This is a genomic window from Bacillus sp. NMCC4 (assembly GCF_002998555.1).
Taxonomy (GTDB): Bacteria; Bacillota; Bacilli; order Bacillales; family Bacillaceae; genus Bacillus.
Genome location: NZ_PVRA01000003.1, coordinates 76,362 through 101,292 on the forward strand (window position 1 = coordinate 76,362; position 24,931 = coordinate 101,292).

The window sequence follows — 24,931 nt, forward strand, 5'->3', positions numbered from 1 at the left end:
TTAGGGTGAAGGAGTGGTTGTATGCCTCATTTTCTTGTGCTGAATGGGCCCAATTTAAATAGGCTTGGCAAAAGAGAGCCGGCTGTTTACGGAAGTAAGACGCTGACAGATTTAGAAACGGATTTGTTCCAGTTTGCAGAAAGAGCCAATATCCAGTTAACGTTCTTTCAATCGAATCACGAAGGGGATTTGATTGATGCGCTCCACGAGGCAGAAGATCAGTACGATGGAGTCGTGTTTAACCCGGGTGCTTTTACACACTACAGCTATGCGCTGAGAGATGCCATTGCAAGTATTTCTTTATCCGTCGTCGAAGTACATATCTCAAACGTTCATAAGAGAGAGGAATTCCGCCATCATTCTGTACTTGCTCCAGTATGCCAAGGGCAAATCGTTGGTCTTGGTTTAGAAGGGTATAAATTGGCGATTCGTTATTTAGTGAGTGAAGGGGGAGCAGTATCATGAAACTTGAAAAGTTAAAAGCACTTTTATCTGAATTAGAGATCGATGGTCTTGTCATTACGAGCAGCTTTAATTTACAGTACATGACCAGCTTTACTGGCTCAGCCGGTCTTGCAGTTGTTTCAAAGGACCAGGCAGCTTTTATCACGGATTTCCGTTATACAGAGCAAGCGAAGGACCAAGTAAAAGGCTACGACATTATTGAACATAAAGGAAACATCGTGGAAACCGCAGCCCAAACGGCAAAGGAATTTGGGATAAAACGCCTTGGGTTTGAACAACATCATATGACATTTGCCACGTACCAGCAGTATGCAGATAAAGCAGGCGATATAGAGCTTGTTCCGGTCTCAGAATCAGTTGAAAAGTTGCGCTTGATTAAGTCTAGTGAAGAGATTAAGATATTAGAGGAAGCTGCGAAGATTGCAGATCACGCCTTTGATCATATTCTCACTTACATCAAGCCGGGCTTGACGGAAATTGCTGTCATGAACGAGCTTGAATTTTTCATGAGAAAAGAAGGCGCTGAAGGATCTTCATTCGATATGATTGTCGCCTCAGGTGTTCGTTCAAGCCTGCCGCACGGAAGAGCGAGTGAAAAGGTGATTGAATCTGGTGATTTAGTCACACTCGATTTTGGTGCTTACTATAAAGGTTATTGTTCTGATATGACAAGAACGATTGCTGTCGGCACACCGAGCGATAAGCTAAAGGAAATTTATCATATCGTATTAGAAGCAGAAAACGCTGGTGTGGATAGAATCAAGCCAGGCTTAACAGGAAAAGAAGCTGATCGCATCACACGTGACATCATTGAAAAGTATGGCTATGGTCAATACTTCGGGCATTCAACTGGCCACGGGCTAGGGATGGAAGTACATGAAGCGCCAGGCCTTTCCTCACGATCAGAGGTCGTCTTAGAAGAAGGAATGGTCGTGACAGTTGAGCCGGGAATTTACTTGCCGGATGTCGGCGGCGTGAGAATTGAGGATGATATTGTCCTGACAGCTGACGGCAATAAACGATTGACCCACTCACCGAAAGAACTTATCATATTATGATGGTGAAATGTAGGAGGATGACAAAATGATTTCAGTAAACGATTTTCGTACAGGCCTGACAATTGAAGTGGACGGCGGTATTTGGCGTGTAGTGGATTTCCAACACGTAAAGCCAGGGAAAGGCGCAGCGTTTGTTCGTTCGAAACTGCGTAACCTGCGTACTGGTGCTATTCAAGAAAAAACATTCCGTGCAGGCGAAAAAGTAGCGAAAGCTCAAATTGAAACAAAAACAATGCAGTACTTGTACGCAAATGGCGACCAGCATGTCTTCATGGATACAAGTTCTTATGAGCAGCTTGAACTAAGTGAAACACAAATTAAAGATGAGCTGAAATATTTGCTAGAAAATATGTCAGTTCAAATTGTGATGTACGGTGCTGAAACACTTGGAGTAGAACTTCCAAACACGGTAGAACTAGAAGTAGTAGAAACAGAGCCTGGTATTAAAGGTGACACAACATCAGGCGGCTCAAAACCTGCAAAAACTGAAACTGGTTTAATCGTCAACGTTCCTTTCTTTGTGAACCAAGGAGATAAACTAGTCATTAATACATCAGACGGTTCATACGTGTCAAGAGCGTAATGAACGAAGAAAGACTGTAAACCTCGTGTTTACAGTCTTTTTAGATTGTTGACAAAGGGCTAAAATGACGTTTATTTTAGCCCTTTGTCTTCTTTTCAGCGTGATAGAAAACCTTTGAAGTCTAGGAAGGACGAGCACCGAAGCGGAGCGAATTTGCCATTCGTGAGCATCGGCGCGCAGGACTGACACCGAATGCGAGGGTTTGTCTACACGCTTTGACTGTAAACGTCGTGTTTACAGTCTTTTTTTATTGTAAAACATGTAAGACTCCTCAAAAGGCAGACCTTCTCTCAATTCTCTCATTCATCTCTCTTCCTTTCTGAAAAACAAGACTACTTCCAGCTAGACAAGCATATAGTGTAAAAAAAGCTGGAGGTTCTATATGAAACCATTTCTTTTCCCAGGCATCCATCCGTCAGTAGCTGCAATGGCAGGCATGAGGTTCTTATCGGCAGCGATTGAACTGACGGCCGCCATCCTCATTTTAGTCACAAATGACGTTCGAAAAGCGGTTGTCATCAATAGTATATTGGCGATCATTGGGCCGCTCATTTTTATTATCACGATGACGATTGGAATCTATCAAATTGCAGGGCAGTTATCCTATGCCAAGCTCGTCTTTATTTTCATTGGTGTCGTGTTTATTCTTGTTGGGATCTATAAGTGAAACGGCTTGGCATAATTAACGACTCCCATCATACATTTTAGAGAAGAAAAAAAGGAGGGGAATTCGTTGCGGAGTTTGTTGGATATTCTCCCGCACTCGATTGGACAAGAACTTAGACTGCTAAAAGAAGCAGAATGGGATCAAATAGAAGAAATCCGCATTCGCACGGATCGTCCTATTGAATTGATGCAAAGAGGAAAACCGCGCTTTCTTTCTTATCGCACAACAGGAGAAGATGCGTCTCAGCTATTAGGCAGGCTGAGCAATTACAGCATGTACACACTTGAAGAGGAGCTAAAGCAAGGCTACATCACCATATCTGGCGGACACCGGGTGGGACTTGCAGGAAAGGTGATCGTTGAAAACGGCATTGTCAAAGGATTAAGAGATATCTCTTCATTTAATATCCGCATCGCAAAAGAAAAAATCGGGATTGCGCTTCCCTTTCTTCCTTATTTATATGACGAGCACTGGTGCAATACACTCATCATCGGTCCACCGCAAACAGGGAAAACGACATTATTGCGGGATGTAGCAAGACTGGCTAGTACTGGCAGAAAAGCAATTCCTCCTAAAAAAACAGGCATTATAGATGAGCGTTCTGAAATCGCCGGATGTATAAGAGGGGTGCCGCAGCACCAGTTTGGACACCGGGTTGATGTGCTCGATGCATGTCCAAAGGCTGAAGGTTTGATGATGATGATTCGGTCTATGAGTCCAGAGGTCATGATTGTTGATGAAATCGGAAAAAGCGAGGATGTACAGGCACTTTTAGAAGCGATTCATGCCGGAGTCACCATTATCGTCTCAGTTCATGGCTATTCACTTGAAGATGTGTATAAACGTCCATCATTGAAGCCGTTATGGGAGCTTCGAGTATTTGAACGATATGTTGAATTAAATCGCAAGAATGGTCCCGGCACGATTAGGCGGATATATGACCAAGACGGACAAGAGATGAAATGGAGGCGGGGAGTGGACGTATGTTAAAGCTCATTGGCGCTATCTTGATTGTCGCGGCTACGACTTGGGGAGGGTTCGAGTTTGCCAAACGATATAGCGACCGGCCGAAACAAATTCGGCAGCTTCGGTTTGCGCTCCAGTCTCTTGAAGCTGAAATTATGTATGGGCAAACGCCTCTAGCGCGGGCTGCAGAGCAAATTGCGTCGCAAGTAGGTCCTCCTGTGAATCGGTTATTTGAACAATTTGCAGAAAAACTCAAAGTCGGAACTTTTTCGGCACGGCATGCATGGAATGAGAGTCTTGAGGATGTTTGGAAAAAAACCGTTTTGAAAAAAGGCGAATATGAGGCACTGAAGCACTTTGGAGAAACACTTGGCCAGCATGATGTCACTTCTCAGCAAAAGTATATCAAGCTTGCTTTAGGTCATTTGGAATCGGAGGAGAAGGAAGCTGAAATCGCCCAAGCGAAAAATGAAAAAATGGTCAGAAGTCTCGGATTTTTAAGCGGATTACTACTGATTCTTTTATTGATGTGAGAGGAAGGGAGTCGAGAGCATGGGCGTTGATGTAAACGTCATTTTTCAAATTGCGGGAGTAGGCATCGTTGTGGCATTCCTCCATACGATTTTAGATCAAATGGGGAAAAAGGAGTATGCTCAGTGGGTCACGCTGCTTGGGTTTATCTACATTTTGTTTATGGTGGCAACCATTGTAGATGATTTGTTTAAAAAGATTAAAGCCGTATTTCTATTTCAAGGATAGGGGAGGGCTTACAAATCGAAATCATACAAATTGTTGGACTTGGTTTAATCGCTACTTTTTTAGCATTAATCGTCAAAGAACAAAAGCCGACCTTCGCCTTTATGCTTGTTGTTTTTACAGGATGTGTGATTTTTCTTTATTTAATTGATCAAATCTATGCCATTATCTCGATGATTGAAAAAATTGCGGCAAGCGCCGGCGTCAATATGAAGTATGTTGAAACCATTTTAAAAATTATTGGCATTGCCTATATTGCAGAATTCGGCGCCCAGCTGACAAAAGATGCTGGACAAGGCGCCATTGCATCAAAAATAGAGCTTGGCGGCAAAATTCTCATCTTGGTCATGGCAGTCCCTATTTTAACAGTCATCATTGAGACCATCTTAGGTATGATCCCGTCCATGACGTAATTGAAAAGAGGTGATGACAATGAAACGGGTGACAGCTGTTATGGGACTGATGCTTTTCTTCTGGCTGATCGCTCCGCATGCAGGTGCAGAAGAGAAAGTACCTTTATCAAATGAAGAACCAGCAGCAGAAGAAGTGGCGAATGGACAGGCTGATGCACTAGAGCTTCAATCCATCAATGACTTTTGGGAAACCATATTGGACGAGTATGGCGGCTTTCTGCCAGAAAGCCAAAAAGGCACAGTGAAGGAAATGATTGATGGCGATAAAGAGCTGTCTCCCCAAACATGGCTGAAAGCCTTTGTTCATTATCTTTTTCACGAGGTCATAGCAAACGGAAAGCTCCTAGGTACACTGATTTTACTCACCATCTTTTGTTCGCTTTTGCAGCTTTTGCAGAATGCGTTTGAGCAAAGCACCGTCAGTAAAGTCGCATACGCTCTTGTTTATATGGTGCTGATCATTATTGCACTCAACAGCTTTCATGTGGCGATTTCTTATGCAACAGAAGCCATTCAAACGATGACCAGTTTTATTCTTGCTCTTATTCCTCTTTTATTAGCACTTATTGCTTCATCAGGCGGGCTTGTCTCAGCCGGATTCTTTCATCCCGTTATTTTATTTTTGATGAATACGAGCGGCGTTTTTATTCAATATGTCGTTCTTCCCCTTATCTTTTTATCTGCGATATTGAGCATTGTCAGTACGCTGACCGAACAATACAAGGTCACCCAGCTTGCCCAGCTGTTAAGAAATGTGGCGATAGGCGGGTTAGCCGTTTTTTTAACTGTCTTTCTTGGCGTCATTTCTGTGCAAGGTGCATCTGCTGCAATTACGGATGGAATCGCTCTTCGTACAGCCAAATTTATTACCGGAAATTTCATCCCTGTCCTTGGCAGAATGTTTACAGATGCGACGGATACCGTGATCAGTGCCTCTGTGTTACTCAAAAATACGGTCGGACTTGTTGGCGTTGCCATTCTCATTTCAATTGCCGCCTTCCCGGCGATTAAAGTGCTCTCGCTAGCCCTTATATATAAGCTTGCCGCAGCCATTCTTCAGCCATTAGGAGGCGGACCGATCATCAGCTGTCTTGATGTCATTTCAAAAAGTGTTCTTTATATCTTTGCCGCACTTGCTGTCGTGTCGCTCATGTTCTTTTTAAGCATTACCGTCATTATCACTGCTGGCAACTTGACCATGATGATGAAGTAAGGAGGGGACACCTTTTGAGTTTTCTCACGGAATGGATCACAAGTATTATTCTCTTTATCTTATTTGCGATTGTCATTGATCTTCTGCTTCCCAATTCAAGCATGCAAAAGTATGCCAAAATGGTCGTCAGCCTGCTGCTGATTGTGGTGATGCTCAATCCGATCTTTGCTTTATTTCGGGCAGACCCTGACCAAATTTTTTCGGAATTGATGAAGGGGAAGGAAGAAGCACAGTCAGAAGAAATAAAAAATCAGATGAATTTAGAAAAAAAAGAAATACAAGCCTCTCAGCGTGCATATATTTTAAAGCAAATGGCTGTCCAACTAGAAAAAAGCGCAAAGGAGCCACTGGAGAAGGAGAGCTATGAAATGAAACACGTAGAAGTGCTGGCAGATGAGGAGCACCTGGATCAGAATATGGAGGCGGATCAATTTCGCATCAAAGCAGTTCTTTCCCCGCTCACAGGTGATGCTGTAGAAACGGTGGCAAAGGTGGACATTGATCTCTCCACGCAAAAGGAGGAAAGCGCTGAATCTTCTAGCAAAGAGATCACGAGGTTGAAAGAGACACTTGCTGATGTTTGGAATACGAGTCCTGAGCACATTGCGCTGAACATTGAGGGAGGTGACGCAGCAGATCATGAATAACAAGGACTGGAAACAAAAGCTGAAATCATTCTTGCAGCCGCCTGAAAAAGGTGAAGGGAAACCAAAATTAACGAAGCACCATTACTTGCTGCTTGTATTCATCATCGGCGTATCTTTCATGTTAGTCAGTCAGATCTTGTCACCGCCATCAAGCAAAGAACAGGCTGCTGTTCCTGCTTCTAAAAAAACATCCTCACAAGAGCAGGAGGTATTCAAGCCGGCATCGTCAAGTAAATCAAAGAATTCGATTGAGGATGTGGAGCAAGAATACGAAAATCAGCTGAAAGAAATTTTAGAGACCATCATTGGCGTTGAGGATGTATCGATTGTGGTCAATGTAGACGCAACTTCTTTAAAAGTGTTTGAAAAAAACAAATCCAATAAAAGCACAACGACCGAGGAAACAGATAAAGAAGGTGGCGTGCGAAGTGTCACTGATCAAACAAAAGAAGAAGAAATCGTCATCATCAAAAATGGCAATGAAGAAACACCTGTAGTGGTTCAAACGAAAAAACCAGATATTCGCGGTGTCCTCGTTGTTGCTCAAGGAGTAGACAACGTTCAAATAAAGAAAACCATCATTGAAGCGGTTACACGAGTGCTTGATGTACCGAGCCATAGAGTGGCTGTTGCCCCTAAAAAAATCAAGGAGGATTCGGAATGATGTTAAAAAAACAAACGGTTTGGCTATTAACGATGCTAAGTTTAGTTGTCGTCTTAAGTGTGTACTATATCATGTCTCCACAAGGTGAAAATGCAGTGACAGTAGAAGATATGAAATCAAAAGGAACGGAAGAGAAAAAGACTGAAACAGAAAAAGGGACGGACAAAGGAACGGAAAAAGGCACTGATGAGAAGTCCACTGACAAAGAAACAAATGGCAAACAAGAGGATATCGAAACAAGCGGTGAAGAAGGAAAGGCTGTGTCGGAGCAAACAGACGATGAGCTTTTTACAACATACAGATTAGAGCTTGAAGATAAACGAAGCAAACAGCGCGAAGAGTTCAACGAAATCGTATCCAGTGATGATGCAACAGCACAAGAAAAAAGTGAAGCGTATGATCAAATGACAGCGCTTAGTGAGGCAGAAGGGACGGAGCGTCAGCTCGAAACCTTAATTAAAACAAAAGGATATAAAGATGCGCTAGTGAGTGCTGAAGGAGATAAAGTGAGCATCACGGTTCGTTCTGACAAAAAATCAAAGTCCCAAGCGGCCGATATTATTGATATGGTCACAAAAGAAATGAGAGGTCTTGATAACGTAGCTGTCACTTTTGAGCCCTCCAATCAATAAAAAATGAACAGGCGCCCTTTGCCGAAAAGGGCGTTTTTTGATGCGGTTTGGCGTCCTCTCCAAGGTGCTTTCGCGAGGCGCTTCGCCACAATAGTAGTTGAATTCATTGAAATCCTCCTGTAAGATGGTTATAGTATGTACTTTTAGTACTAGCCTATAAGACAAAAAGATAAATCCATACATAGGGGTGCAAATCCATGTTAAAAATTGAAGAAATTCATGAACTGATTAAATTAATTGACGAATCTACAATTGATGAATTTACGTACGAAAACGAAGGTGCAAAAATCAAACTGAAGAAAAATAAAGAAGTCGTTCAGCAAGTTGCGGCACCAGTGGCTCCTGTCCAAGCAGCTCCAGCTCAACAAGCTCCTAAAGCACAAGCTCCAGCTCAGACCGAAGCCCCTGCACAAGAGGCAGCTGCGTCTGAAAATCTGCATAAAATCACATCCCCAATGGTTGGCACATTTTATGCTTCATCTTCACCAGAAGCAGGTCCATACGTGACAACAGGTTCTAAGGTGAAGGAAAACACAGTTGTGTGCATCGTAGAAGCGATGAAACTGTTTAATGAAATCGAAGCAGAAGTAAAAGGTGAAATCGTCGAAGTATTAGCTGAGAACGGTCAGCTTGTAGAATTCGGACAACCCCTCTTTCTAGTGAAAGCAGAGTAAGGAGTACGATCATGATTAAAAAGCTATTAATTGCAAACAGAGGAGAAATCGCAGTTAGAATTATCCGCGCTTGTAAAGAGCTTGGAATTGAAACAGTTGCGGTATTTTCTGAAGCGGATCGCGATGCGCTTCATGTTCAAATGGCTGATGAAGCATATTGCATCGGACCGACTGCTTCAAAAGATAGTTATTTAAATGTCACGAATATTGTCAGTGTAGCAAAATTAACAGGGACAGATGCCATCCATCCAGGATACGGCTTCCTTGCTGAAAATGCAGACTTTGCAGAGCTTTGCGAGGAATGCAATGTCATCTTTGTTGGGCCAACTGCGTCAGCGATTTCCAAAATGGGAACGAAAGATGTCGCAAGGGAAACAATGAAAGATGCCGGGGTTCCGATTGTTCCTGGTTCTCAAGGAATTGTAAAAGATCTTGATGATGCTGTTTCAACAGCAGCAAGTATTGGGTATCCTGTCATTATTAAAGCAACTGCCGGCGGAGGCGGTAAAGGAATCCGTGTGGCTCGTACCGAAGAAGAGCTCATTAATGGTGTCACCATCACGCAGCAGGAAGCAGCGCAAAACTTTGGTAACCCTGGCGTCTATTTAGAGAAGTTCATTGAAGACTTTAGACACGTGGAAATCCAAGTGCTTGCAGATCAGCATGGCCATACCATTCACTTAGGAGAGCGTGATTGCTCGATCCAAAGAAGAATGCAAAAGCTTCTTGAAGAAACGCCATCACCAGCGCTGAATGCAGACATCCGTGAGCAAATGGGTGAAGCAGCCGTAAAAGCAGCAGAAGCTGTTGAATACACTGGTGCTGGAACAGTCGAATTCATTTATGATTATAATGAAGAGAAATTCTACTTCATGGAAATGAATACCCGTATTCAAGTAGAGCATCCTGTAACAGAAATGGTCACAGGTGTTGACTTGATCAAAGAACAAATTAAAGTTGCATCAGGTGAAAAACTTTCTCTTACACAAGAGGATGTCGTATATGCAGGATGGGCGATCGAATGCCGTATTAATGCAGAGAACCCAGAGAAAAACTTCATGCCATCAGCTGGTGAAATTAAAATGTATCTTCCGCCAGGCGGTCTAGGAGTACGTGTTGATTCTGCCGCTTATCCGGGCTATGTGATTCCGCCATATTACGATAGTATGATTGCAAAGGTGATCACATATGGTAAGACGAGAGAAGAAGCGATTGCGAGAATGAAACGCGCGCTTCAAGAATTCGTCATTGAAGGAGTCTACACAACGATCCCATTCCATCTAAGATTGCTTGAGCATGAAACATTTGTGAGCGGTAATTTTAATACGAAGTTTTTAGAAACATACCAAATCATGAAATAATCATAGCTTTCGGAGGTGAATGATCGTGTCAGAAAACAATTTGCTTGAAATGAACCTTGATGAAGATCAATTGGGAAAAGTGCAAATTGCACCAGAAGTGATTGAGGTCATTGCTGGGATCGCCGCTTCAGAAGTCGAAGGCATTGCCGAAATGCGCGGCAATTTCGCTGCTGATGTAGCAGAACGCTTTGGTAAGAAAAATCACCGTAAAGGTGTGAAAGTAGATGTCTCTGATGAAGGCATCACAATCGATGTATACTGTGTGGTTCAATTTGGCCTATCCATTCCAAAGGTATCCACTGCTGTCCAAGAAAATATCCGTCAAACTCTTTTGAACATGACTGCCTTGACGATTAATGAAATCAATATTCATGTCGTTGGTATTCAATTTGATACTAAAGCATCTGAGGCTGAAGTAGATCAAGAAATGTAAAAAAAGAGTTCAAGTGAAACCAAGGAGGCATTGCCTCTTTGGTTTTTTAAAGCCCATTTTTGGGTCATTTCCGAATAATAATGATCTCACGCGTTGATTGATTCGTTTTTCGTCACAGCTCGCATGGATCTTGGTGCGACCACGGGCAAAATATGTTATGATCTCTGTATGGCTTAACGACAAGCGGATAAAGTGGTTAAAGGAGTAAATAATGAAAAGAAGAACTGCAAGAGAAAAGGCGCTACAAACATTATTTCAAATTGATGTGAGCAATATTGATCCGAAAGAGGCCATTACACATGCGCTGGATGAACAAGAATCAGATCCTTTTTTCGAGGAACTGGTTTTCGGTGTGCTTGAACAAAAGGACAAGCTCGATGACATGATTTCACAGCATCTAGTGAATTGGAAACTCGATCGTATTGCAAACGTAGACAGAGCCATTTTAAGGCTGTCTGTGTACGAGATGGTGTATCAAGAAGATATCCCGCTTAGTGTTTCGATGAATGAAGCGATTGAATTGGCCAAATTATTCGGTGATGATAAAGCACCGAAATTTGTAAATGGTGTACTTTCAAACATTAAAAACGACCTAAAGCAGCAATAGGAGGATTCGACATGACAGCAACAATCATCGATGGGAAAGAAACAGCAAAAGAAAAGCGTGAGCAATTAGCAAAAGAAGTAGAAGAGCTAAAACAAAAAGGTGTCACACCTGGTCTTGCCGTTATTCTAATCGGTGATGATCCGGCTTCACTTTCTTACGTGCGCGGGAAGAAGAAAGCAGCAGAAGCAATGGGGATGCATTTCCAGCTTGACCATTTAGATGCTTCTTTAACAGAAGAAGAATTGCTTCAGCTGATTGATCAGTACAATGCGAACGACCAATTCCACGGGATTCTTGTTCAGCTTCCACTGCCAAAACATATTTCTGAAAAAGCCGTTATTGAACGTATTTCACCTGAAAAAGATGTTGATGGTTTCCATCCATTGAATATCGGGAAAATGCTGCTTGGGGAGGACACATTCCTTCCATGTACACCAGCAGGCATTGTTGAATTACTAAACAAAACGGGTGTTAATCTTTCTGGAAAAGAAGTCGTTGTTGTGGGACGCAGCAATATTGTCGGTAAACCAGTAGGGCAATTGCTGTTAAACGAAAACGCAACGGTTACTTATTGCCATTCAAGAACAGTGAATATTTCAGAACATACGTTGAAAGCGGACATTTTAGTTGTTGCCGTCGGTCGAGCAAACTTTATTAAAGCTGACCAAATTAAAGAAGGCGCTATTGTTATTGATGTAGGAGTCAATCGTTTAGATAATGGGAAGCTTGTTGGAGATGTTGATTTTGAAGAGGCAAAAGAAAAAGCTTCTTATATCACACCAGTCCCTGGCGGAGTCGGTCCAATGACGATTACGATGCTTGCACACAATACGGTTAAATCAGCAAAACGTACATTAGCATAAGCTTTATCCATTCATCCACCTGCATGCTGCTGGTGGATGAATGTGCGTTTTTGAAGAGGAGGAATACGTCATGAGTGAAAAAGCCTTTGTGACGGTCACAGCCCTTACAAAATACATAAAAAGAAAATTTGATGTTGATCCGCATTTAGAAGATATTTGGATCAAAGGTGAGCTATCCAATGTAAAGATTCATTCAAGAGGACATGTGTACTTCACCTTAAAAGACGAAAACGCACGCATGCAAGCTGTCATGTTCCAGCGCTCTGCGTCTAAGCTGCCTTTCTCTCCTAAGAGCGGAATGAAGGTGTTTGTACGCGGCGGGATTCAAGTATATGAACCAAGCGGCAACTATCAATTATATGCAAAAGAAATGCAGCCTGATGGTGTTGGTGCTCTTCATCTTGCTTATGAAGAGCTGAAGAAAAAGCTGGCAAGTGAAGGCTTATTTGATGCGCGCTATAAAAAACCAATTCCTGAATATCCAGAGGTTGTTGGTGTGATTACATCTCCAACAGGAGCGGCTGTTCGAGATGTCATTACGACCATCAACCGGCGCTATCAGCAGGCGAAAATCATTGTGCTTCCGGCGCTTGTCCAAGGTGAACATGCGACCCGTTCCATCGTAGAACGGATCAAGGAAGCGAATGAAAAACAGCTCTGTGATGTCTTGATTGTCGGAAGAGGAGGCGGTTCGATTGAAGAACTTTGGGCCTTTAATGAAGAAGCTGTCGCAAGGGCCATCTTCGCATCAGACATTCCAATCATATCTGCAGTTGGGCACGAAACAGACTTTACGATCAGTGATTTCACTGCAGACATGAGAGCACCCACACCAACAGGAGCAGCCGAACTTGCTGTTCCAAGCACGACCGATTTAATTGAACGAATCAAATCAATCGATATACGGCTGACAAGAGCGGTAAAGAATCAAACCTCACAAGCGAAAGACCGTCTTGTGGCGCTGCAATCCTCGTATGCCTTCCGTTTTCCAAAACGATTACAGGAGCAAAAAGAGCAGCAATTTGATTTGGTATTTGACCGTTTTCAAAAACAGCTGACGAGACAAATTGAGCAAAAACGCAGTCAACTAGACAGACAAACATACAGGCTGAAGCCGCTTCATCCTAAAGAGCAGCTGCTTCAGGCGAAAAAACGCCACGCCAATGAATCAGAACAGCTCATCCGCAGTATGAATGTGCAAATGAAAACAATTCATTCGCAGTTCCAATCGGTTCTTGGTAAACTAAATGCATTAAATCCACTTCAAGTGATGGAAAGAGGCTACAGCTTAGCCTATAAAGAAGAAGAACTGATAAAAAGTGTGAACCAAGTAGAGACGAAGGATCAGCTGACTATCACGATGAAAGATGGACGTCTGATTTGTGAGGTTATTGAGAAGGAGGGGCAATCATCATGACAGAATCCAATAAACAAAAAGAAGAACAAATGACATTTGAAGAGGCGATGAAAGGTCTTGAGGAGATTGTGGGAAAGCTCGAGGAAGGAGATGTACCACTTGAGCAGGCCATTCATTATTTCCAAGAAGGCATGACCCTTTCGAAGCTTTGTCATGAAAAATTACAGCATGTTGAAAAGCAAATGGATTTCATTTTAAAAGAGGACGGTGAGCTGGCTCCCTTCTCAGTGAAGGAGGCAGATGCTGGTGACAAGTAATTTAAATGAATTTTTAACAACACGAAAACAGGCCATTGAAGATTATTTATTTACATATGTTCAGGAATTGACGATTCCAGAAGACCTGAAATCTTCTATGCTCTATTCTCTTAAAGCGGGCGGGAAAAGGCTTCGACCTGTTCTCGTTCTTGCTCTATTACATGCCTACGGTAAAAACGAAGAAGACGGTATACCTGTCGGCTGTGCAGTTGAGATGATTCATACGTATTCATTGATACATGACGACCTTCCTTGCATGGACGACGATGACCTTCGCAGAGGAATACCGACAAATCATAAAGTGTACGGAGAAGCAACAGCGGTTCTCGCAGGTGATGCCCTTTTAACAGAAAGCTTCCGCCTGATTACATCACAGCTGTCTAGCAGCGTCTCAGCTGACCAAAAGCTCAGAATTGTAGAGGAGCTTGTAAAGTCAGCAGGTGCACTAGGAATGGTTGGCGGTCAATTTGACGACATGGAAGCAGAGCAAAAACAAGTATCGCTTGCTGAACTAGAATCCATTCACGCCCGTAAAACAGGAAAGCTTCTTACGTTCAGCGTCGCGGCAGGTGCAATGCTGGCAGGAGCATCAGATGACGATATCGAAAAGCTAAGGGAATTCAGCTATCATATTGGCATTGCGTTTCAAATCCGTGATGACATTTTAGATCTTGAAGGAAACGAAGAAAAAATCGGCAAACGGGTCGGCTCTGATACAGCAAATGAAAAGTCGACATATCCTTCTTTATTAACGCTTTCAGGAGCAAAAGAAAAACTGCATGAGCACATCACACGTGCAAAAGAAATTGTCTCAAATCTTCAATTAGAGCAGCAATTGCTGCATGATTTATGTGATCTAATTGCCTCAAGAGATCATTAAAAACAGCCTAGATTTGAGGGTCCTCGAGCAATTGTGGTAAACTGTAAACAGTTTATTATGATGAGACAACTCTTATTCCCTATTGGTTTTCAAAGGAATAAGGCATTATAGATGTATATAGAAATTTTGTTGAAAGCGAGTTGATCCTAATTGGATCTTTTATCAATAAAAAATCCAACGTTTCTAAAAGGAATGTCAAATGCAGAATTAGAGGAGCTTAGCGCTGACATTCGCATGTTTTTAATTGAGTCCTTAGCTAACTCTGGCGGGCATATTGGTCCGAACCTGGGAGTCGTTGAACTGACTGTTGCGCTTCATAAAGTATTTGACAGCCCAAAAGACAAATTCCTCTGGGATGTTGGACATCAGTCTTACGTTCATAAGCTGTTAACGGGAAGAGGGTCGGAGTTTGATACACTTCGTCAATATAAAGGGCTTTGCGGTTTTCCTAAACGAAATGAAAGCGAACATGACGTTTGGGAGACAGGTCACAGTTCAACCTCGTTATCTGGTGCGATGGGTATGGCAGCAGCGCGTGATATTAAAGGGACAGATGAATATATCCTGCCGATTATCGGAGACGGTGCACTAACCGGAGGGATGGCGCTGGAAGCTTTGAATCATATCGGTGATGAAAAGAAAGATATGATTGTCATATTAAACGACAATGAAATGAGTATTGCACCAAACGTTGGTGCGATTCATACAATGCTTGGCAGATTACGTACAGCAGGCAAATACCAATGGGTAAAGGACGAGCTCGAATATTTATTCAAGCGCATTCCAGCTGTAGGCGGAAAGCTTGCTGCCACAGCAGAGCGTATCAAAGACAGCCTCAAATATTTACTTGTGTCTGGCATGTTTTTTGAGGAAATGGGATTTACTTACTTAGGTCCTGTAGACGGACATTCGTATGAAGATCTTTTTGAAAATCTTGAATATGCAAAGAAAACAAAAGGTCCAGTTCTTCTGCATGTCATCACGAAAAAAGGAAAAGGCTATCAACCGGCAGAATCCGATAAAATCGGGACTTGGCACGGTACTGGTCCATACAAAATCGATACCGGTGATTTTGTAAAACCGGCAGCAGCAGCTCCGTCTTGGAGTGGTCTCGTCAGTGAAACGGTCAGAAAGCTGGCGCGGGAAGATGAGCGGATTGTTGCGATCACGCCTGCGATGCCTGTTGGTTCAAAGCTTGAAGGCTTTGCGAAGGAATTTCCAGAGCGGATGTTTGATGTAGGAATTGCCGAACAGCATGCAGCCACAATGGCAGCTGGGCTTGCGACGCAGGACATGAAGCCATTTTTAGCGATTTATTCAACGTTCCTGCAAAGAGCCTATGACCAAGTGCTGCACGATATTTGCCGTCAGAACCTCAACGTATTTATTGGCATTGATCGTGCGGGACTTGTCGGTGCAGATGGAGAAACCCATCAAGGTGTGTTTGATATTGCCTTTATGCGTCATATGCCGAATATGGTACTTATGATGCCAAAAGATGAAAATGAAGGACAGCACATGGTCAATACAGCCATTCAGTACGATGACGGTCCTATTGCTATGCGTTTCCCGCGCGGTAATGGGCTGGGCGTGAAAATGGATGAACAGCTGAAAACCATTCCGATTGGGTCCTGGGAGGTTCTTCGTCCAGGGAAGGACGCTGTCATTTTAACATTTGGTACGACGATTAAAATGGCGCTTCAAGCAGCAGAAGAACTTCAAAAAGAAGGGAAATCAATTCGTGTCGTCAATGCTCGTTTTATTAAGCCTCTTGATGAAGCGATGTTAAATGACATTCTTTCTGAAGGTATTCCGATTTTAACGATTGAAGAAGCTGTGCTCCAAGGCGGATTTGGCAGCAGCGTCTTAGAATATATACACGATAAGAAAGCATCTCATATCAAAGTAGAACGTATGGGCATTCCAGATGAATTTATTGAGCATGGAAGTGTTGATGCCCTGCTTGAAGAAATTGGTCTGACGAAAGCACAGGTTGCTGACTCTTTACGTGACCTGCTTCCCGCAGCACCAAGAAAAGGAATTGGATCATGACATCAAAGAAAGAACGACTTGACGTTTTATTAGTCGAACAAGGACTAATGGAAACGAGAGAGAAAGCAAAGCGTGCCATCATGGCAGGGATCGTTTACTCAAATGAAAACCGTTTGGATAAACCAGGAGAGAAAATCGCTCGTGATACTCCGCTCACTGTGAAGGGGAACCCTCTGAAATATGTGAGCCGCGGCGGGTTAAAGCTCGAAAAAGCGCTCAAAGAATTCGACTTAACCGTTGAAGGGAAATTGCTAATCGATATTGGTTCATCAACAGGCGGATTTACAGATTGTGCTCTTCAAAATGGAGCGGTCAAATCATATGCTGTTGATGTTGGCTACAATCAGCTTGCGTGGAAATTAAGGCAGGATGACAGGGTAATCGTCATGGAGCGCACCAATTTCCGTCACTCCGTCCCAGCAGATTTTACTGAAGGGTTGCCAGAAGTAGCATCAATTGATGTCTCTTTTATTTCACTTAAACTCATCCTGCCGGCTTTAAAGCACATTCTTGTCCCAGGCGGAGACTGTATTGCACTCGTCAAGCCTCAATTTGAAGCAGGCAGAGAGCTTGTTGGGAAAAAAGGCATTGTGCGAGATCCGTCCGTCCACCTCGGTGTACTGGAAGAGATGAATCAGTTTGCTGCAAAAGAAGGCTATGATGTAAAGGATGTATCATTTTCGCCTATTACTGGTGGAGACGGGAATATTGAGTTCCTTCTTCATTTAGTGCTTCATTCCGATCAAGAAGAGAATGCGGCACTTCCGGCTTCAGAGCTTGAAAAGGTCGTCAAGGAAGCCCATTCGGTATTGAAAGAAAAGAAAAACAGCCCTGAGCCGGCTGACACATGAGATCATCGAAACAAAAGGAATAATAGCTCGCTATTATTCCTTTTTACATGGTCAAAAGACGAGAATTCATCGTTTCTCACGTAATGCTTGTTTTTTGAACAGTGGTTCATATAACATAGAACGTAAAGACAAACTGAGATCAAACGCCTAGGGGGGTCAAACATGAATAAAGGTCAAAGGCATATTAAGATTAGAGAAATCATTGCGAGCCAAGAGATTGAAACACAGGATGAACTAGTCGATATTTTAAAAGCCGATGGATATAACATCACACAAGCGACCGTTTCAAGAGATATTAAAGAATTGCATTTAGTGAAAGTGCCAACGAACAATGGAACATATAAATACAGTCTTCCTGCGGATCAGCGGTTTAACCCGCTGTCTAAACTGAAGCGATCCTTAATGGATGCATTTATCAAAATGGATGCTGCCAGTCATTTAATCGTCCTCAAAACCATGCCCGGTAATGCTCAGGCCATTGGGGCTTTAATGGATAATTTAGATTGGGAAGAAATTATGGGAACCATTTGCGGAGATGATACCATTTTGATCATTTGCCGCACACCAGATGATACGGAGACAGTTTCGAGCAAAATTTTAGAGCTTCTATAAAGAATCAGGTTTACAAAAAGAGGTGTCAAATGAGTGTTAGCAGAACTAACCATTAAAAACTTTGCAATCATTGAAGAGTTAACGGTTTCATTTGAAAAAGGACTCACAGTCCTAACAGGGGAAACAGGTGCTGGAAAATCCATCATGATTGACGCAGTCTCACTTCTTGTAGGAGGGAGAGGGTCGTCTGAATTTGTTCGTTATGGTGAAAAAAAGGCAGAGTTGGAGGGGCTTTTTCTTGTGCCAGCCGATCACCCTGTATTTGCTTTATGCGAAGAGCAGGGAATTGACGCATCGGATGAAATGATGATTCTTCGCCGTGATATTAACAATAACGGAAAAAGCATCTGCCGCATCAATGGCAAGCTTGTCACGATCTCACTTTTACGCGAGGTAGGACGCCTTTTGCTCGATATACATGGGCAGCACGATAACCAGTTATTGATGGAGGATGAAAATCATCTGCATTTGCTCGATCAATTTGGAGCAGAAGAAATTGCACCTGCTTTGTCACAATATCAAGAAGCATATGAGCAATATACAAAGACAGCCCAAAAGCTCAAACAGCTCTCTGAGAATGAGCAAGAGATGGTGCACCGGTTAGATTTACTGCAATTTCAGCTAGAGGAGATTGAAGCGGCACAATTAGAGCCGGGAGAAGATGAGAAGCTTCAAGAAGAGCGCCATCAGATCAGCAACTACGAAAAAATCTTTTCCTCACTCCAAAACGCATATAATGCCTTGCGCAATGAGCAGGGAGGACTTGATTGGGTTGGCATGTCATCAAGCGAGCTCGAGCAGGTTTCTGAGATCAACGACGATCTGAAAAAGCTATCCGAACAAGTGTCGAACTCCTATTACTTATTAGAGGATTCGACGTTCCAAATGCGAAGCATGTTGGATCAATTAGAGTTCGACCCAGCACGTCTTGATTTTATTGAATCTAGGCTGAATGAAATGAAGCAGTTAAAACGAAAATATGGGACAACGGTTGAGGAAATTTTGGAGTATGCGGCGAAGATTGAAGAAGAAATAGATCAAATTCAAAATCGAGACAGCCACCTGCAGACGCTTAAAAACAAACTGGATGCAATGAGCCGTGATGCCCTGCTTGAAGCACTTAACGTTTCAGAGCTTCGTAAAAAATGGGCGAAAAAACTAGCGAAGCAAATTCAAACAGAACTAAAAGATTTGTATATGGAGAAGTCAACGTTTGATACATCCTTTTCCATTCGGTATGCGCCTTTTAGCAGCACGGATAATCCGCTGCTAGATGGAAAGCCCGTCCAGCTTGGAAAAAACGGAATCGACCAAGCTCAATTTGTGATCTCTACTAATCCTGGCGAACCGATGAAATCTTTATCAAAAGTTGCCTCGGGTGGAGAAATTTCACGTGTCATGCTCGCCGTGAAAAGTATTTTCTCAGCCAAACAAGAAGTCACGTCCATTATTTTCGATGAGGTGGATACGGGCGTAAGCGGCAGAGTGGCACAGGCGATTGCCGAAAAAATTTACAAAGTGGCGGCTGGCTCACAAGTGCTCTGCATTACGCACCTCCCGCAAGTAGCAGCAATGGCTGACACGCATCTCTTCATTTCTAAACGCTCTAAAGCCGGCAGAACACTGACAAGCGTCAAACCATTAAGTCATGAAGAAAAAGTGAGTGAAATTGGCAGGATGATTGCGGGTGTGGAAGTCACTGAGCTGACAAAACAGCACGCAAAAGAATTGCTTCATCAAGCAAATGATGTCAAAACAACAGGGTAGCTGAAAAATCAGCTGCCTTTTTTATATTGTGTCAAAATCGCTGTATATACCCGTGAAATCGTCTTTTTCTTTTATCAATTTATCCAATCATTTTCTATAGGTGCCGGTTATAAATCCTAGCGAAGAAGGCAAAAGTAAAGATGTAGCCAAAACATGAGTGTTCTGGTGTGGGTAAGGAGCGAGGAGAGTGAAAAATGAATGCCCGAAAAGATGAGAAAAGCCATTGGTGTGATTCTCCTTGTTTCTTTAATAAGTACAGGGTTTATGAGCATAGTGAAGGAATACATCAGCATTCCAACAAATGTTGCTGTATTTGAAAAACAAAAGCACTCAATTGACACATCAATAGAAGCGTCAGCCAATGCTTCTTCACAAGCCTTTAGTCTTTCAGAGAAAAAGAATCAGCTTGAAGTGACAGGACAAAAGGCGGGAAAAGCCGAAATTGTTTATGATTTTAAAGGATTTCCTATTAAGAAAACAAAAGTCGACGTTCTCCCTGAATTAAAAGTCGTTCCTGGAGGACAATCCATTGGCGTCAAGCTCCACTCTGTAGGAGTTCTCGTTGTTGGTTTTCATCAAATCACAACAGCAGACGGCAAAAAATCACCAGGCGAAGCCGCAGGCATTCAATCAGGGGATATGATCATTGAAATCAATGGTCAAAAGATGGAGAAAATGAATGACCTCACCCCATTTATCCAGAAAGCAGGAAAAACAGGTGAAACGCTTCGTTTACTCATAAAAAGAGACCATAAAACCTTTCAAACAACATTAACACCCGCAAAAGATGCAAGTGAAGGCACCTATCGAATTGGTCTTTACATTCGAGATTCCGCAGCAGGAATCGGCACGATGACCTTCTTTGAACCATCTTCTAAAAAATATGGTGCCCTTGGGCATGTGATTTCTGACATGGATACAAAAAAACCAATCGTTGTCAACAATGGTGAAATTGTCAGATCAACCGTGACATCAATTGAAAAAGGCACAGGAGGCAACCCTGGAGAAAAATTGGCGAGATTCTCTTCCGAACGAAAAACGATAGGGGATATCTCCCGCAACAGCCCATTTGGTATCTTTGGTACGTTAACCGAAAAGCTTGAAAATCATGTATCAGACAAACCGCTTCCAGTCGCTTTATCAAATGAAGTAAAAGAAGGTCCAGCAGAAATTTTAACCGTTGTGGATCATGATAAAGTGGAGAAGTTTGATATTAAAATCGTCAGCACGACACCGCAGAAATTCCCGGCAACAAAAGGGATGGTATTGAAGATAACAGATGAACGTCTTTTAAGTAAAACGGGCGGTATCGTCCAAGGCATGAGCGGAAGCCCCATCATCCAAAACGGAAAGGTCATTGGAGCGGTCACACACGTATTTGTCAATGATCCGACAAGCGGGTACGGCGTACACATTGAATGGATGCTGTCAGAAGCAGGAATCGATCTTTATCAAAAAAACAAAAAAGCAAGCTGATCATCAAACTGCCGCGAATCTCCCGGCAGTTTTTTTCTCCCCTTTCTTTCTCTGCCATCATGTTATAAAATAAGGAAAAAGAGATTTTTCGACAAAATGGAAAATAGTATGTTGTCAAATTGCAATAATCGTCGATTCGTTAAGAAAAACGTAGAAAAAGCTAGATAATGCTCTATTATTCGGAAAATTAAAGTTTTTTAAAGGGGATAGCATGGTTTTGTCGAATTGAACACTCAGAAGAGAAATGCAAAAGACTAAAGGAATCGACATTGGGGAGGAAAGAACGTGGAGAAAATTAAAGTGTGTGTAGCTGATGACAATCGAGAGCTTGTTGGCCTTTTGACAGAGTATATTGAGGGACAGGAAGATATGGAAGTACTTGGCGTGGCGTATAATGGTCAGGAATGTCTGACATTATTTAAAGATAAAGAGCCCGACGTTCTCCTCTTAGATATTATCATGCCTCATTTAGACGGTCTTGCTGTACTGGAACGCCTCCGTGAAAACAATGACATGACCAAACAGCCAAGTGTGATTATGCTAACGGCGTTCGGTCAAGAAGATGTCACGAAAAAAGCAGTTGATTTGGGCGCATCCTATTTCATCTTAAAGCCATTTGATATGGAAAACCTAGTCGGTCATATTCGTCAAGTCAGTGGAAACGGCACACAAGTCACCCATCGATCTTCATCTATCCAAAACAGTGTCCTTCGGAACAAACCTGAACCGAAACGTAAAAACTTAGATGCGAGCATTACGACGATTATTCATGAGATTGGCGTACCCGCTCATATTAAAGGATATTTATACTTAAGAGAAGCGATTTCGATGGTGTACAATGACATTGAGCTTCTCGGAAGCATCACAAAAGTGTTGTACCCAGACATCGCGAAGAAATTTAACACGACTGCCAGCAGGGTAGAACGAGCGATTCGCCATGCGATTGAAGTTGCTTGGAGCAGAGGAAACATCGATTCCATTTCCTCACTCTTTGGTTATACAGTCAGCATGTCTAAAGCGAAACCAACCAATTCTGAATTTATTGCTATGGTGGCTGATCGTCTGCGCTTAGAGCATAGAGCTAGCTAGTTCATTTTCTTAAAAAAACGTTTCTGCAAAGAGGCGTTTTTTTATTTCGAAAAATATTGTTAAAAATTGGTTGTGTTGATACAATCATCTTATTGTTTCATTTGGACAAACTCGGCTTGCTTTATTTTCGGAATAAAATGAAAAATAAAGCATGAAAGAAATGGGTATGTCATAAATTAGTGGTAATCAGCTACGCCAATCAATTGTTTGGTCTTCAAATAGAAGAAGAAAAAGCTCATTCGTAAGGAAAAGGATGAGAGGAAAAGGTCTGATGGATTTGGTAAATAAAGCAAATAAGATCGAAAGTTCTATTTCTATTGACCTGATTGGTTGGCGTTTTAAAGTCACTGGCTTCTTAGAGATTGTGCCATTTGAACTGAATATTCCCATTGTCGAATTTAATAATTTTCACATTCTTTTACTATGCTATAATAATGAGAAGAAGAGGGTGAGGTTATGGGAAAGCTGAAAATCCACTCTGCTGAGGTAGCGAACGAAATTAGCAAGTGGACGAGGGTCATTTCTCAGAATGACCTAGGAAAATCTGCTGTCTATAAAGAGAAAATTCAGAATTTGCTAAAAAATACAGATGAAGACCGTGAAGTTCTCCTTTATTATCAGCTTGTTAATGGCAGACATGAAATGTTACTTGGAAATATTGAAAAAGCCAATCACATTATGAAGAGTGTCGGAACGCTCGATGAGAAAGCAGATGACATTATTAATTTTTATTTTTACTTTTACAAAGGCCAATATGCTGCATATGTGAAAAAGTATGATGAAGCCATCAGTTTTTACAAAATTGCAGAACAGCGCCTAAAACGTGTGAATGAAGACCTGGAAGTAGGAACTTTTCACCATAAGGTTGCTTCAATCTATTACGAACTGAAACAAAATTTCATATCCATTAATCATATTAAAAAAGCCATCGATACGTTCAAAGCGCATGAAGAGTATACAGCGCAGGCGATTGACAGTTTGATTTTACATGCAAGTAATTGTATTGATTTGTTTCAATTTGAAGAAGCAGAAGAAAAATACCAAGAAGCACTTGAGAAAAGTAAACGCATTAACAATGAAGTGCTGATTGGGAAATGCTATCACAATTTAGCCGTTCTTTATTATGCGAAGCCTGATTATGAAAAAAGCGCACAATATGCCAAAAAAGGGATGGGCATTCAAATTCACCGTGACAATAGCCATTATTACATCCAATCTTTATATGTTCTGGCAAATGCCTTGGTTCATCTAGGAGATCAAGAGGCGAAGGAATATATTAAAGAGGGTATTCAGTATAGCTGCGATATCCAAAATAATGAATATATAGTAAAATTTGAAATTTTGGATTTGATGTGCGAAAATAGTGGAGCAGCAGACGTATTCTCTGAAAAATTAGGCTACATAGAAAAAAATAGATTATATGTGGAGCTTGAGGATTTGTCTGAACAAATATCGAAATACTTCAAGGAACGAAATGACTATCAAAATGCCATTCGTTTTCTTGAAAAGAAATTCGATGCACAAATACTTCAAAAGAAAGTGGAGGTTATCTTATGAAAAAGTTGTTGTTAGGTGTAACCGTCGTTACAGCAGTCGCAGTTGTTTCTTCCCTTTTTGCTCTTGACGCAGAGACGACAGAGCAAGCCATCAGAGCGATTACGTGATCGAATTTACCTGTGAGCCTCTTCGTACTAATCAGAAGAGGTTTTTTTATGTGCTCAAACTGGAAAAATGAAAAGAGACACGTCATAATGAAAGGAAGCATCATACTTAGAGGTGACCTATGACGAAAATTTTTGCACACAGAGGTTTTAAAGGAATCTACCCTGAAAATACCATGATAGCCTTTGAGCATGCACTCCATTCTGGAGCTGACGGAATTGAGCTCGATGTTCAGCTGACGAAAGATGGCAAGCTTGCTGTCATTCACGATGAGAAGCTGAACAGAACAACGAATATGAAGGGCTTAGTGAAAGACCATACATATGAAGAGTTAAAAGCAGGAGATGCGAGTCATTCTTTCTATGAAGAAACTGGTGCTGTATCCATTCCTCTTTTAGAGGAAGTATTGGAGTTAGTGACGCAGCAACCATCACTCATCATCAATATTGAACTGAAAAATTCCATTTATCGATATCCTGGTATTGAAGAGAAAGTAAAGGAGCAAATTGAACACTTTCAAATAGAAGATCGTGTACTTGTCTCATCGTTTCATCATGGGAGTTTAGCTCTTTTTCACAAGCTGATGCCGCATGTTGAGCTTGCTGTTCTCACAATGGATGTGATTCATCAGCCGGAGATGTACTTGAAAACAGTACCTGCAAGAGGTTATCATCCGAATATAAAGGGCGCAGGGGTGACAAAAGAAGTCGTGTCGGCTCTCCGTGCCGCTCAGCAAGTGATCAGGCCGTTTACGGTAAACAGTGAAAAGCAGATGAAAAGCATGTTTTCCTTAGGTGTCGATGGAATTTTCACTGATTTTCCTGACAGAGCCGTCAAAATAAGAGAAGAAATGAAATAGAGACCTG

Annotated in this window: 28 protein-coding genes; all 28 read left to right on the forward strand. The window is 42.1% G+C overall.

The window, feature by feature from the left end; translation table 11 throughout:
• Positions 1-21: 21 nt before the first annotated feature.
• Entirely contained in the window at positions 22-465 is a 444-nt protein-coding gene (gene aroQ, locus C6Y02_RS07670) for a type II 3-dehydroquinate dehydratase (protein ID WP_003215787.1), read from the forward strand.
• Positions 462-1,523, forward strand: coding sequence for a M24 family metallopeptidase (locus tag C6Y02_RS07675; RefSeq protein WP_106031008.1), 1,062 nt, complete (start codon positions 462-464; stop codon positions 1,521-1,523). Before aroQ ends, C6Y02_RS07675 begins: the two co-directional genes overlap by 4 nt.
• Before the next feature lie 25 nt (positions 1,524-1,548).
• Complete coding sequence (gene efp, locus C6Y02_RS07680; protein ID WP_012010541.1) at positions 1,549-2,106, forward strand: elongation factor P; 558 nt, start codon at positions 1,549-1,551, stop codon at positions 2,104-2,106.
• 382 nt (positions 2,107-2,488) lie between these two features.
• A complete protein-coding gene (locus tag C6Y02_RS07690) occupies positions 2,489-2,773 on the forward strand; it encodes a YqhV family protein (RefSeq protein WP_066030673.1) in 285 nt (94 codons plus the stop codon).
• A 66-nt stretch (positions 2,774-2,839) separates the two neighbouring features.
• Positions 2,840-3,763 carry a stage III sporulation protein AA gene (spoIIIAA, locus tag C6Y02_RS07695; RefSeq protein WP_106031009.1) on the forward strand — a complete coding sequence of 308 codons (924 nt, stop codon included), beginning with the start codon at positions 2,840-2,842 and terminating at the stop codon, positions 3,761-3,763.
• On the forward strand, positions 3,757-4,272 hold the full coding sequence (gene spoIIIAB / locus C6Y02_RS07700) for a stage III sporulation protein SpoIIIAB (protein ID WP_034661265.1): 516 nt from the start codon (positions 3,757-3,759) through the stop codon (positions 4,270-4,272). The genes spoIIIAA and spoIIIAB overlap by 7 nt, the downstream gene beginning before the upstream one ends.
• A gap of 19 nt (positions 4,273-4,291) precedes the next feature.
• Positions 4,292-4,498 carry a stage III sporulation protein AC gene (gene spoIIIAC, locus C6Y02_RS07705; RefSeq protein WP_003153142.1) on the forward strand — a complete coding sequence of 69 codons (207 nt, stop codon included), beginning with the start codon at positions 4,292-4,294 and terminating at the stop codon, positions 4,496-4,498.
• Positions 4,495-4,908: a stage III sporulation protein AD gene (gene spoIIIAD, locus C6Y02_RS07710; RefSeq protein ID WP_087978339.1), complete on the forward strand. Its 414-nt coding sequence runs from the start codon at positions 4,495-4,497 to the stop codon at positions 4,906-4,908. The genes spoIIIAC and spoIIIAD overlap by 4 nt, the downstream gene beginning before the upstream one ends.
• A 19-nt stretch (positions 4,909-4,927) precedes the next feature.
• On the forward strand, positions 4,928-6,121 hold the full coding sequence (gene spoIIIAE / locus C6Y02_RS07715) for a stage III sporulation protein AE (protein WP_034661263.1): 1,194 nt from the start codon (positions 4,928-4,930) through the stop codon (positions 6,119-6,121).
• Positions 6,122-6,135: 14 nt separating this feature from the next.
• Entirely contained in the window at positions 6,136-6,768 is a 633-nt protein-coding gene (spoIIIAF, locus tag C6Y02_RS07720; RefSeq protein ID WP_060596824.1) for a stage III sporulation protein AF, read from the forward strand.
• A complete protein-coding gene (gene spoIIIAG / locus C6Y02_RS07725; RefSeq protein ID WP_034661260.1) occupies positions 6,761-7,432 on the forward strand; it encodes a stage III sporulation protein AG in 672 nt (223 codons plus the stop codon). Before spoIIIAF ends, spoIIIAG begins: the two co-directional genes overlap by 8 nt.
• Positions 7,432-8,064: a SpoIIIAH-like family protein gene (locus tag C6Y02_RS07730; protein WP_034661997.1), complete on the forward strand. Its 633-nt coding sequence runs from the start codon at positions 7,432-7,434 to the stop codon at positions 8,062-8,064. The genes spoIIIAG and C6Y02_RS07730 overlap by 1 nt, the downstream gene beginning before the upstream one ends.
• Before the next feature lie 197 nt (positions 8,065-8,261).
• Positions 8,262-8,738 carry an acetyl-CoA carboxylase biotin carboxyl carrier protein gene (accB, locus tag C6Y02_RS07735; protein WP_034661259.1) on the forward strand — a complete coding sequence of 159 codons (477 nt, stop codon included), beginning with the start codon at positions 8,262-8,264 and terminating at the stop codon, positions 8,736-8,738.
• Between the two features lie 11 nt (positions 8,739-8,749).
• Positions 8,750-10,099, forward strand: coding sequence for an acetyl-CoA carboxylase biotin carboxylase subunit (gene accC / locus C6Y02_RS07740; RefSeq protein ID WP_034661258.1), 1,350 nt, complete (start codon positions 8,750-8,752; stop codon positions 10,097-10,099).
• A gap of 25 nt (positions 10,100-10,124) precedes the next feature.
• Positions 10,125-10,532, forward strand: a complete 408-nt coding sequence (locus C6Y02_RS07745; protein WP_034661256.1) for an Asp23/Gls24 family envelope stress response protein — start codon at positions 10,125-10,127, stop codon at positions 10,530-10,532.
• A 211-nt stretch (positions 10,533-10,743) separates the two neighbouring features.
• Positions 10,744-11,139 carry a transcription antitermination factor NusB gene (gene nusB / locus C6Y02_RS07750; RefSeq protein ID WP_034661255.1) on the forward strand — a complete coding sequence of 132 codons (396 nt, stop codon included), beginning with the start codon at positions 10,744-10,746 and terminating at the stop codon, positions 11,137-11,139.
• A gap of 11 nt (positions 11,140-11,150) precedes the next feature.
• The gene (gene folD / locus C6Y02_RS07755) at positions 11,151-12,002 is read left to right on the forward strand and encodes a bifunctional methylenetetrahydrofolate dehydrogenase/methenyltetrahydrofolate cyclohydrolase FolD (protein ID WP_106031010.1); all 852 of its coding nucleotides are present in this window, start codon (positions 11,151-11,153) and stop codon (positions 12,000-12,002) included.
• A 70-nt stretch (positions 12,003-12,072) separates the two neighbouring features.
• A complete protein-coding gene (gene xseA / locus C6Y02_RS07760; protein ID WP_106031011.1) occupies positions 12,073-13,419 on the forward strand; it encodes an exodeoxyribonuclease VII large subunit in 1,347 nt (448 codons plus the stop codon).
• Positions 13,416-13,676 carry an exodeoxyribonuclease VII small subunit gene (locus tag C6Y02_RS07765; protein ID WP_003215880.1) on the forward strand — a complete coding sequence of 87 codons (261 nt, stop codon included), beginning with the start codon at positions 13,416-13,418 and terminating at the stop codon, positions 13,674-13,676. The genes xseA and C6Y02_RS07765 overlap by 4 nt, the downstream gene beginning before the upstream one ends.
• A complete protein-coding gene (locus C6Y02_RS07770; protein WP_189288356.1) occupies positions 13,660-14,556 on the forward strand; it encodes a polyprenyl synthetase family protein in 897 nt (298 codons plus the stop codon). The genes C6Y02_RS07765 and C6Y02_RS07770 overlap by 17 nt, the downstream gene beginning before the upstream one ends.
• Positions 14,557-14,706: 150 nt before the next feature.
• A complete protein-coding gene (gene dxs, locus C6Y02_RS07775) occupies positions 14,707-16,608 on the forward strand; it encodes a 1-deoxy-D-xylulose-5-phosphate synthase (protein WP_106031013.1) in 1,902 nt (633 codons plus the stop codon).
• Positions 16,605-17,459 (forward strand): TlyA family RNA methyltransferase, encoded by an 855-nt coding sequence (locus C6Y02_RS07780; protein ID WP_060596819.1) that lies wholly within the window; start codon positions 16,605-16,607, stop codon positions 17,457-17,459. Before dxs ends, C6Y02_RS07780 begins: the two co-directional genes overlap by 4 nt.
• A gap of 162 nt (positions 17,460-17,621) precedes the next feature.
• Entirely contained in the window at positions 17,622-18,071 is a 450-nt protein-coding gene (gene ahrC, locus C6Y02_RS07785) for a transcriptional regulator AhrC/ArgR (protein WP_024422938.1), read from the forward strand.
• Between the two features lie 33 nt (positions 18,072-18,104).
• Positions 18,105-19,838, forward strand: coding sequence for a DNA repair protein RecN (gene recN, locus C6Y02_RS07790; RefSeq protein ID WP_060596818.1), 1,734 nt, complete (start codon positions 18,105-18,107; stop codon positions 19,836-19,838).
• 198 nt (positions 19,839-20,036) lie between these two features.
• Positions 20,037-21,314, forward strand: a complete 1,278-nt coding sequence (gene spoIVB / locus C6Y02_RS07795; RefSeq protein WP_034661244.1) for a SpoIVB peptidase — start codon at positions 20,037-20,039, stop codon at positions 21,312-21,314.
• Positions 21,315-21,599: 285 nt separating this feature from the next.
• Positions 21,600-22,403: a sporulation transcription factor Spo0A gene (gene spo0A, locus C6Y02_RS07800; protein ID WP_012010520.1), complete on the forward strand. Its 804-nt coding sequence runs from the start codon at positions 21,600-21,602 to the stop codon at positions 22,401-22,403.
• Positions 22,404-22,859: 456 nt separating this feature from the next.
• Positions 22,860-23,960 carry a Rap family tetratricopeptide repeat protein gene (locus tag C6Y02_RS07810; RefSeq protein WP_106031014.1) on the forward strand — a complete coding sequence of 367 codons (1,101 nt, stop codon included), beginning with the start codon at positions 22,860-22,862 and terminating at the stop codon, positions 23,958-23,960.
• 226 nt (positions 23,961-24,186) lie between these two features.
• Entirely contained in the window at positions 24,187-24,924 is a 738-nt protein-coding gene (locus tag C6Y02_RS07815; RefSeq protein ID WP_060596816.1) for a glycerophosphodiester phosphodiesterase, read from the forward strand.
• The last annotated feature ends 7 nt before the right edge of the window (positions 24,925-24,931 follow it).

Bases quoted from the DNA above. Each gene is read 5' to 3' on its own strand.
- aroQ (WP_003215787.1), top strand. From the start codon at position 22: ATGCCTCATTTTCTTGTGCTGAATGGGCCCAATTTAAATAGGCTTGGC.
- C6Y02_RS07675 (WP_106031008.1), top strand. From the start codon at position 462: ATGAAACTTGAAAAGTTAAAAGCACTTTTATCTGAATTAGAGATCGAT.
- efp (WP_012010541.1), top strand. From the start codon at position 1,549: ATGATTTCAGTAAACGATTTTCGTACAGGCCTGACAATTGAAGTGGAC.
- C6Y02_RS07690 (WP_066030673.1), top strand. From the start codon at position 2,489: ATGAAACCATTTCTTTTCCCAGGCATCCATCCGTCAGTAGCTGCAATG.
- spoIIIAB (WP_034661265.1), top strand. From the start codon at position 3,757: ATGTTAAAGCTCATTGGCGCTATCTTGATTGTCGCGGCTACGACTTGG.
- spoIIIAC (WP_003153142.1), top strand. From the start codon at position 4,292: ATGGGCGTTGATGTAAACGTCATTTTTCAAATTGCGGGAGTAGGCATC.
- spoIIIAE (WP_034661263.1), top strand. From the start codon at position 4,928: ATGAAACGGGTGACAGCTGTTATGGGACTGATGCTTTTCTTCTGGCTG.
- spoIIIAG (WP_034661260.1), top strand. From the start codon at position 6,761: ATGAATAACAAGGACTGGAAACAAAAGCTGAAATCATTCTTGCAGCCG.
- C6Y02_RS07730 (WP_034661997.1), top strand. From the start codon at position 7,432: ATGTTAAAAAAACAAACGGTTTGGCTATTAACGATGCTAAGTTTAGTT.
- accB (WP_034661259.1), top strand. From the start codon at position 8,262: ATGTTAAAAATTGAAGAAATTCATGAACTGATTAAATTAATTGACGAA.
- accC (WP_034661258.1), top strand. From the start codon at position 8,750: ATGATTAAAAAGCTATTAATTGCAAACAGAGGAGAAATCGCAGTTAGA.
- nusB (WP_034661255.1), top strand. From the start codon at position 10,744: ATGAAAAGAAGAACTGCAAGAGAAAAGGCGCTACAAACATTATTTCAA.
- folD (WP_106031010.1), top strand. From the start codon at position 11,151: ATGACAGCAACAATCATCGATGGGAAAGAAACAGCAAAAGAAAAGCGT.
- xseA (WP_106031011.1), top strand. From the start codon at position 12,073: ATGAGTGAAAAAGCCTTTGTGACGGTCACAGCCCTTACAAAATACATA.
- C6Y02_RS07765 (WP_003215880.1), top strand. From the start codon at position 13,416: ATGACAGAATCCAATAAACAAAAAGAAGAACAAATGACATTTGAAGAG.
- C6Y02_RS07770 (WP_189288356.1), top strand. From the start codon at position 13,660: ATGCTGGTGACAAGTAATTTAAATGAATTTTTAACAACACGAAAACAG.
- C6Y02_RS07780 (WP_060596819.1), top strand. From the start codon at position 16,605: ATGACATCAAAGAAAGAACGACTTGACGTTTTATTAGTCGAACAAGGA.
- ahrC (WP_024422938.1), top strand. From the start codon at position 17,622: ATGAATAAAGGTCAAAGGCATATTAAGATTAGAGAAATCATTGCGAGC.
- spoIVB (WP_034661244.1), top strand. From the start codon at position 20,037: ATGCCCGAAAAGATGAGAAAAGCCATTGGTGTGATTCTCCTTGTTTCT.
- C6Y02_RS07810 (WP_106031014.1), top strand. From the start codon at position 22,860: ATGGGAAAGCTGAAAATCCACTCTGCTGAGGTAGCGAACGAAATTAGC.
- C6Y02_RS07815 (WP_060596816.1), top strand. From the start codon at position 24,187: ATGACGAAAATTTTTGCACACAGAGGTTTTAAAGGAATCTACCCTGAA.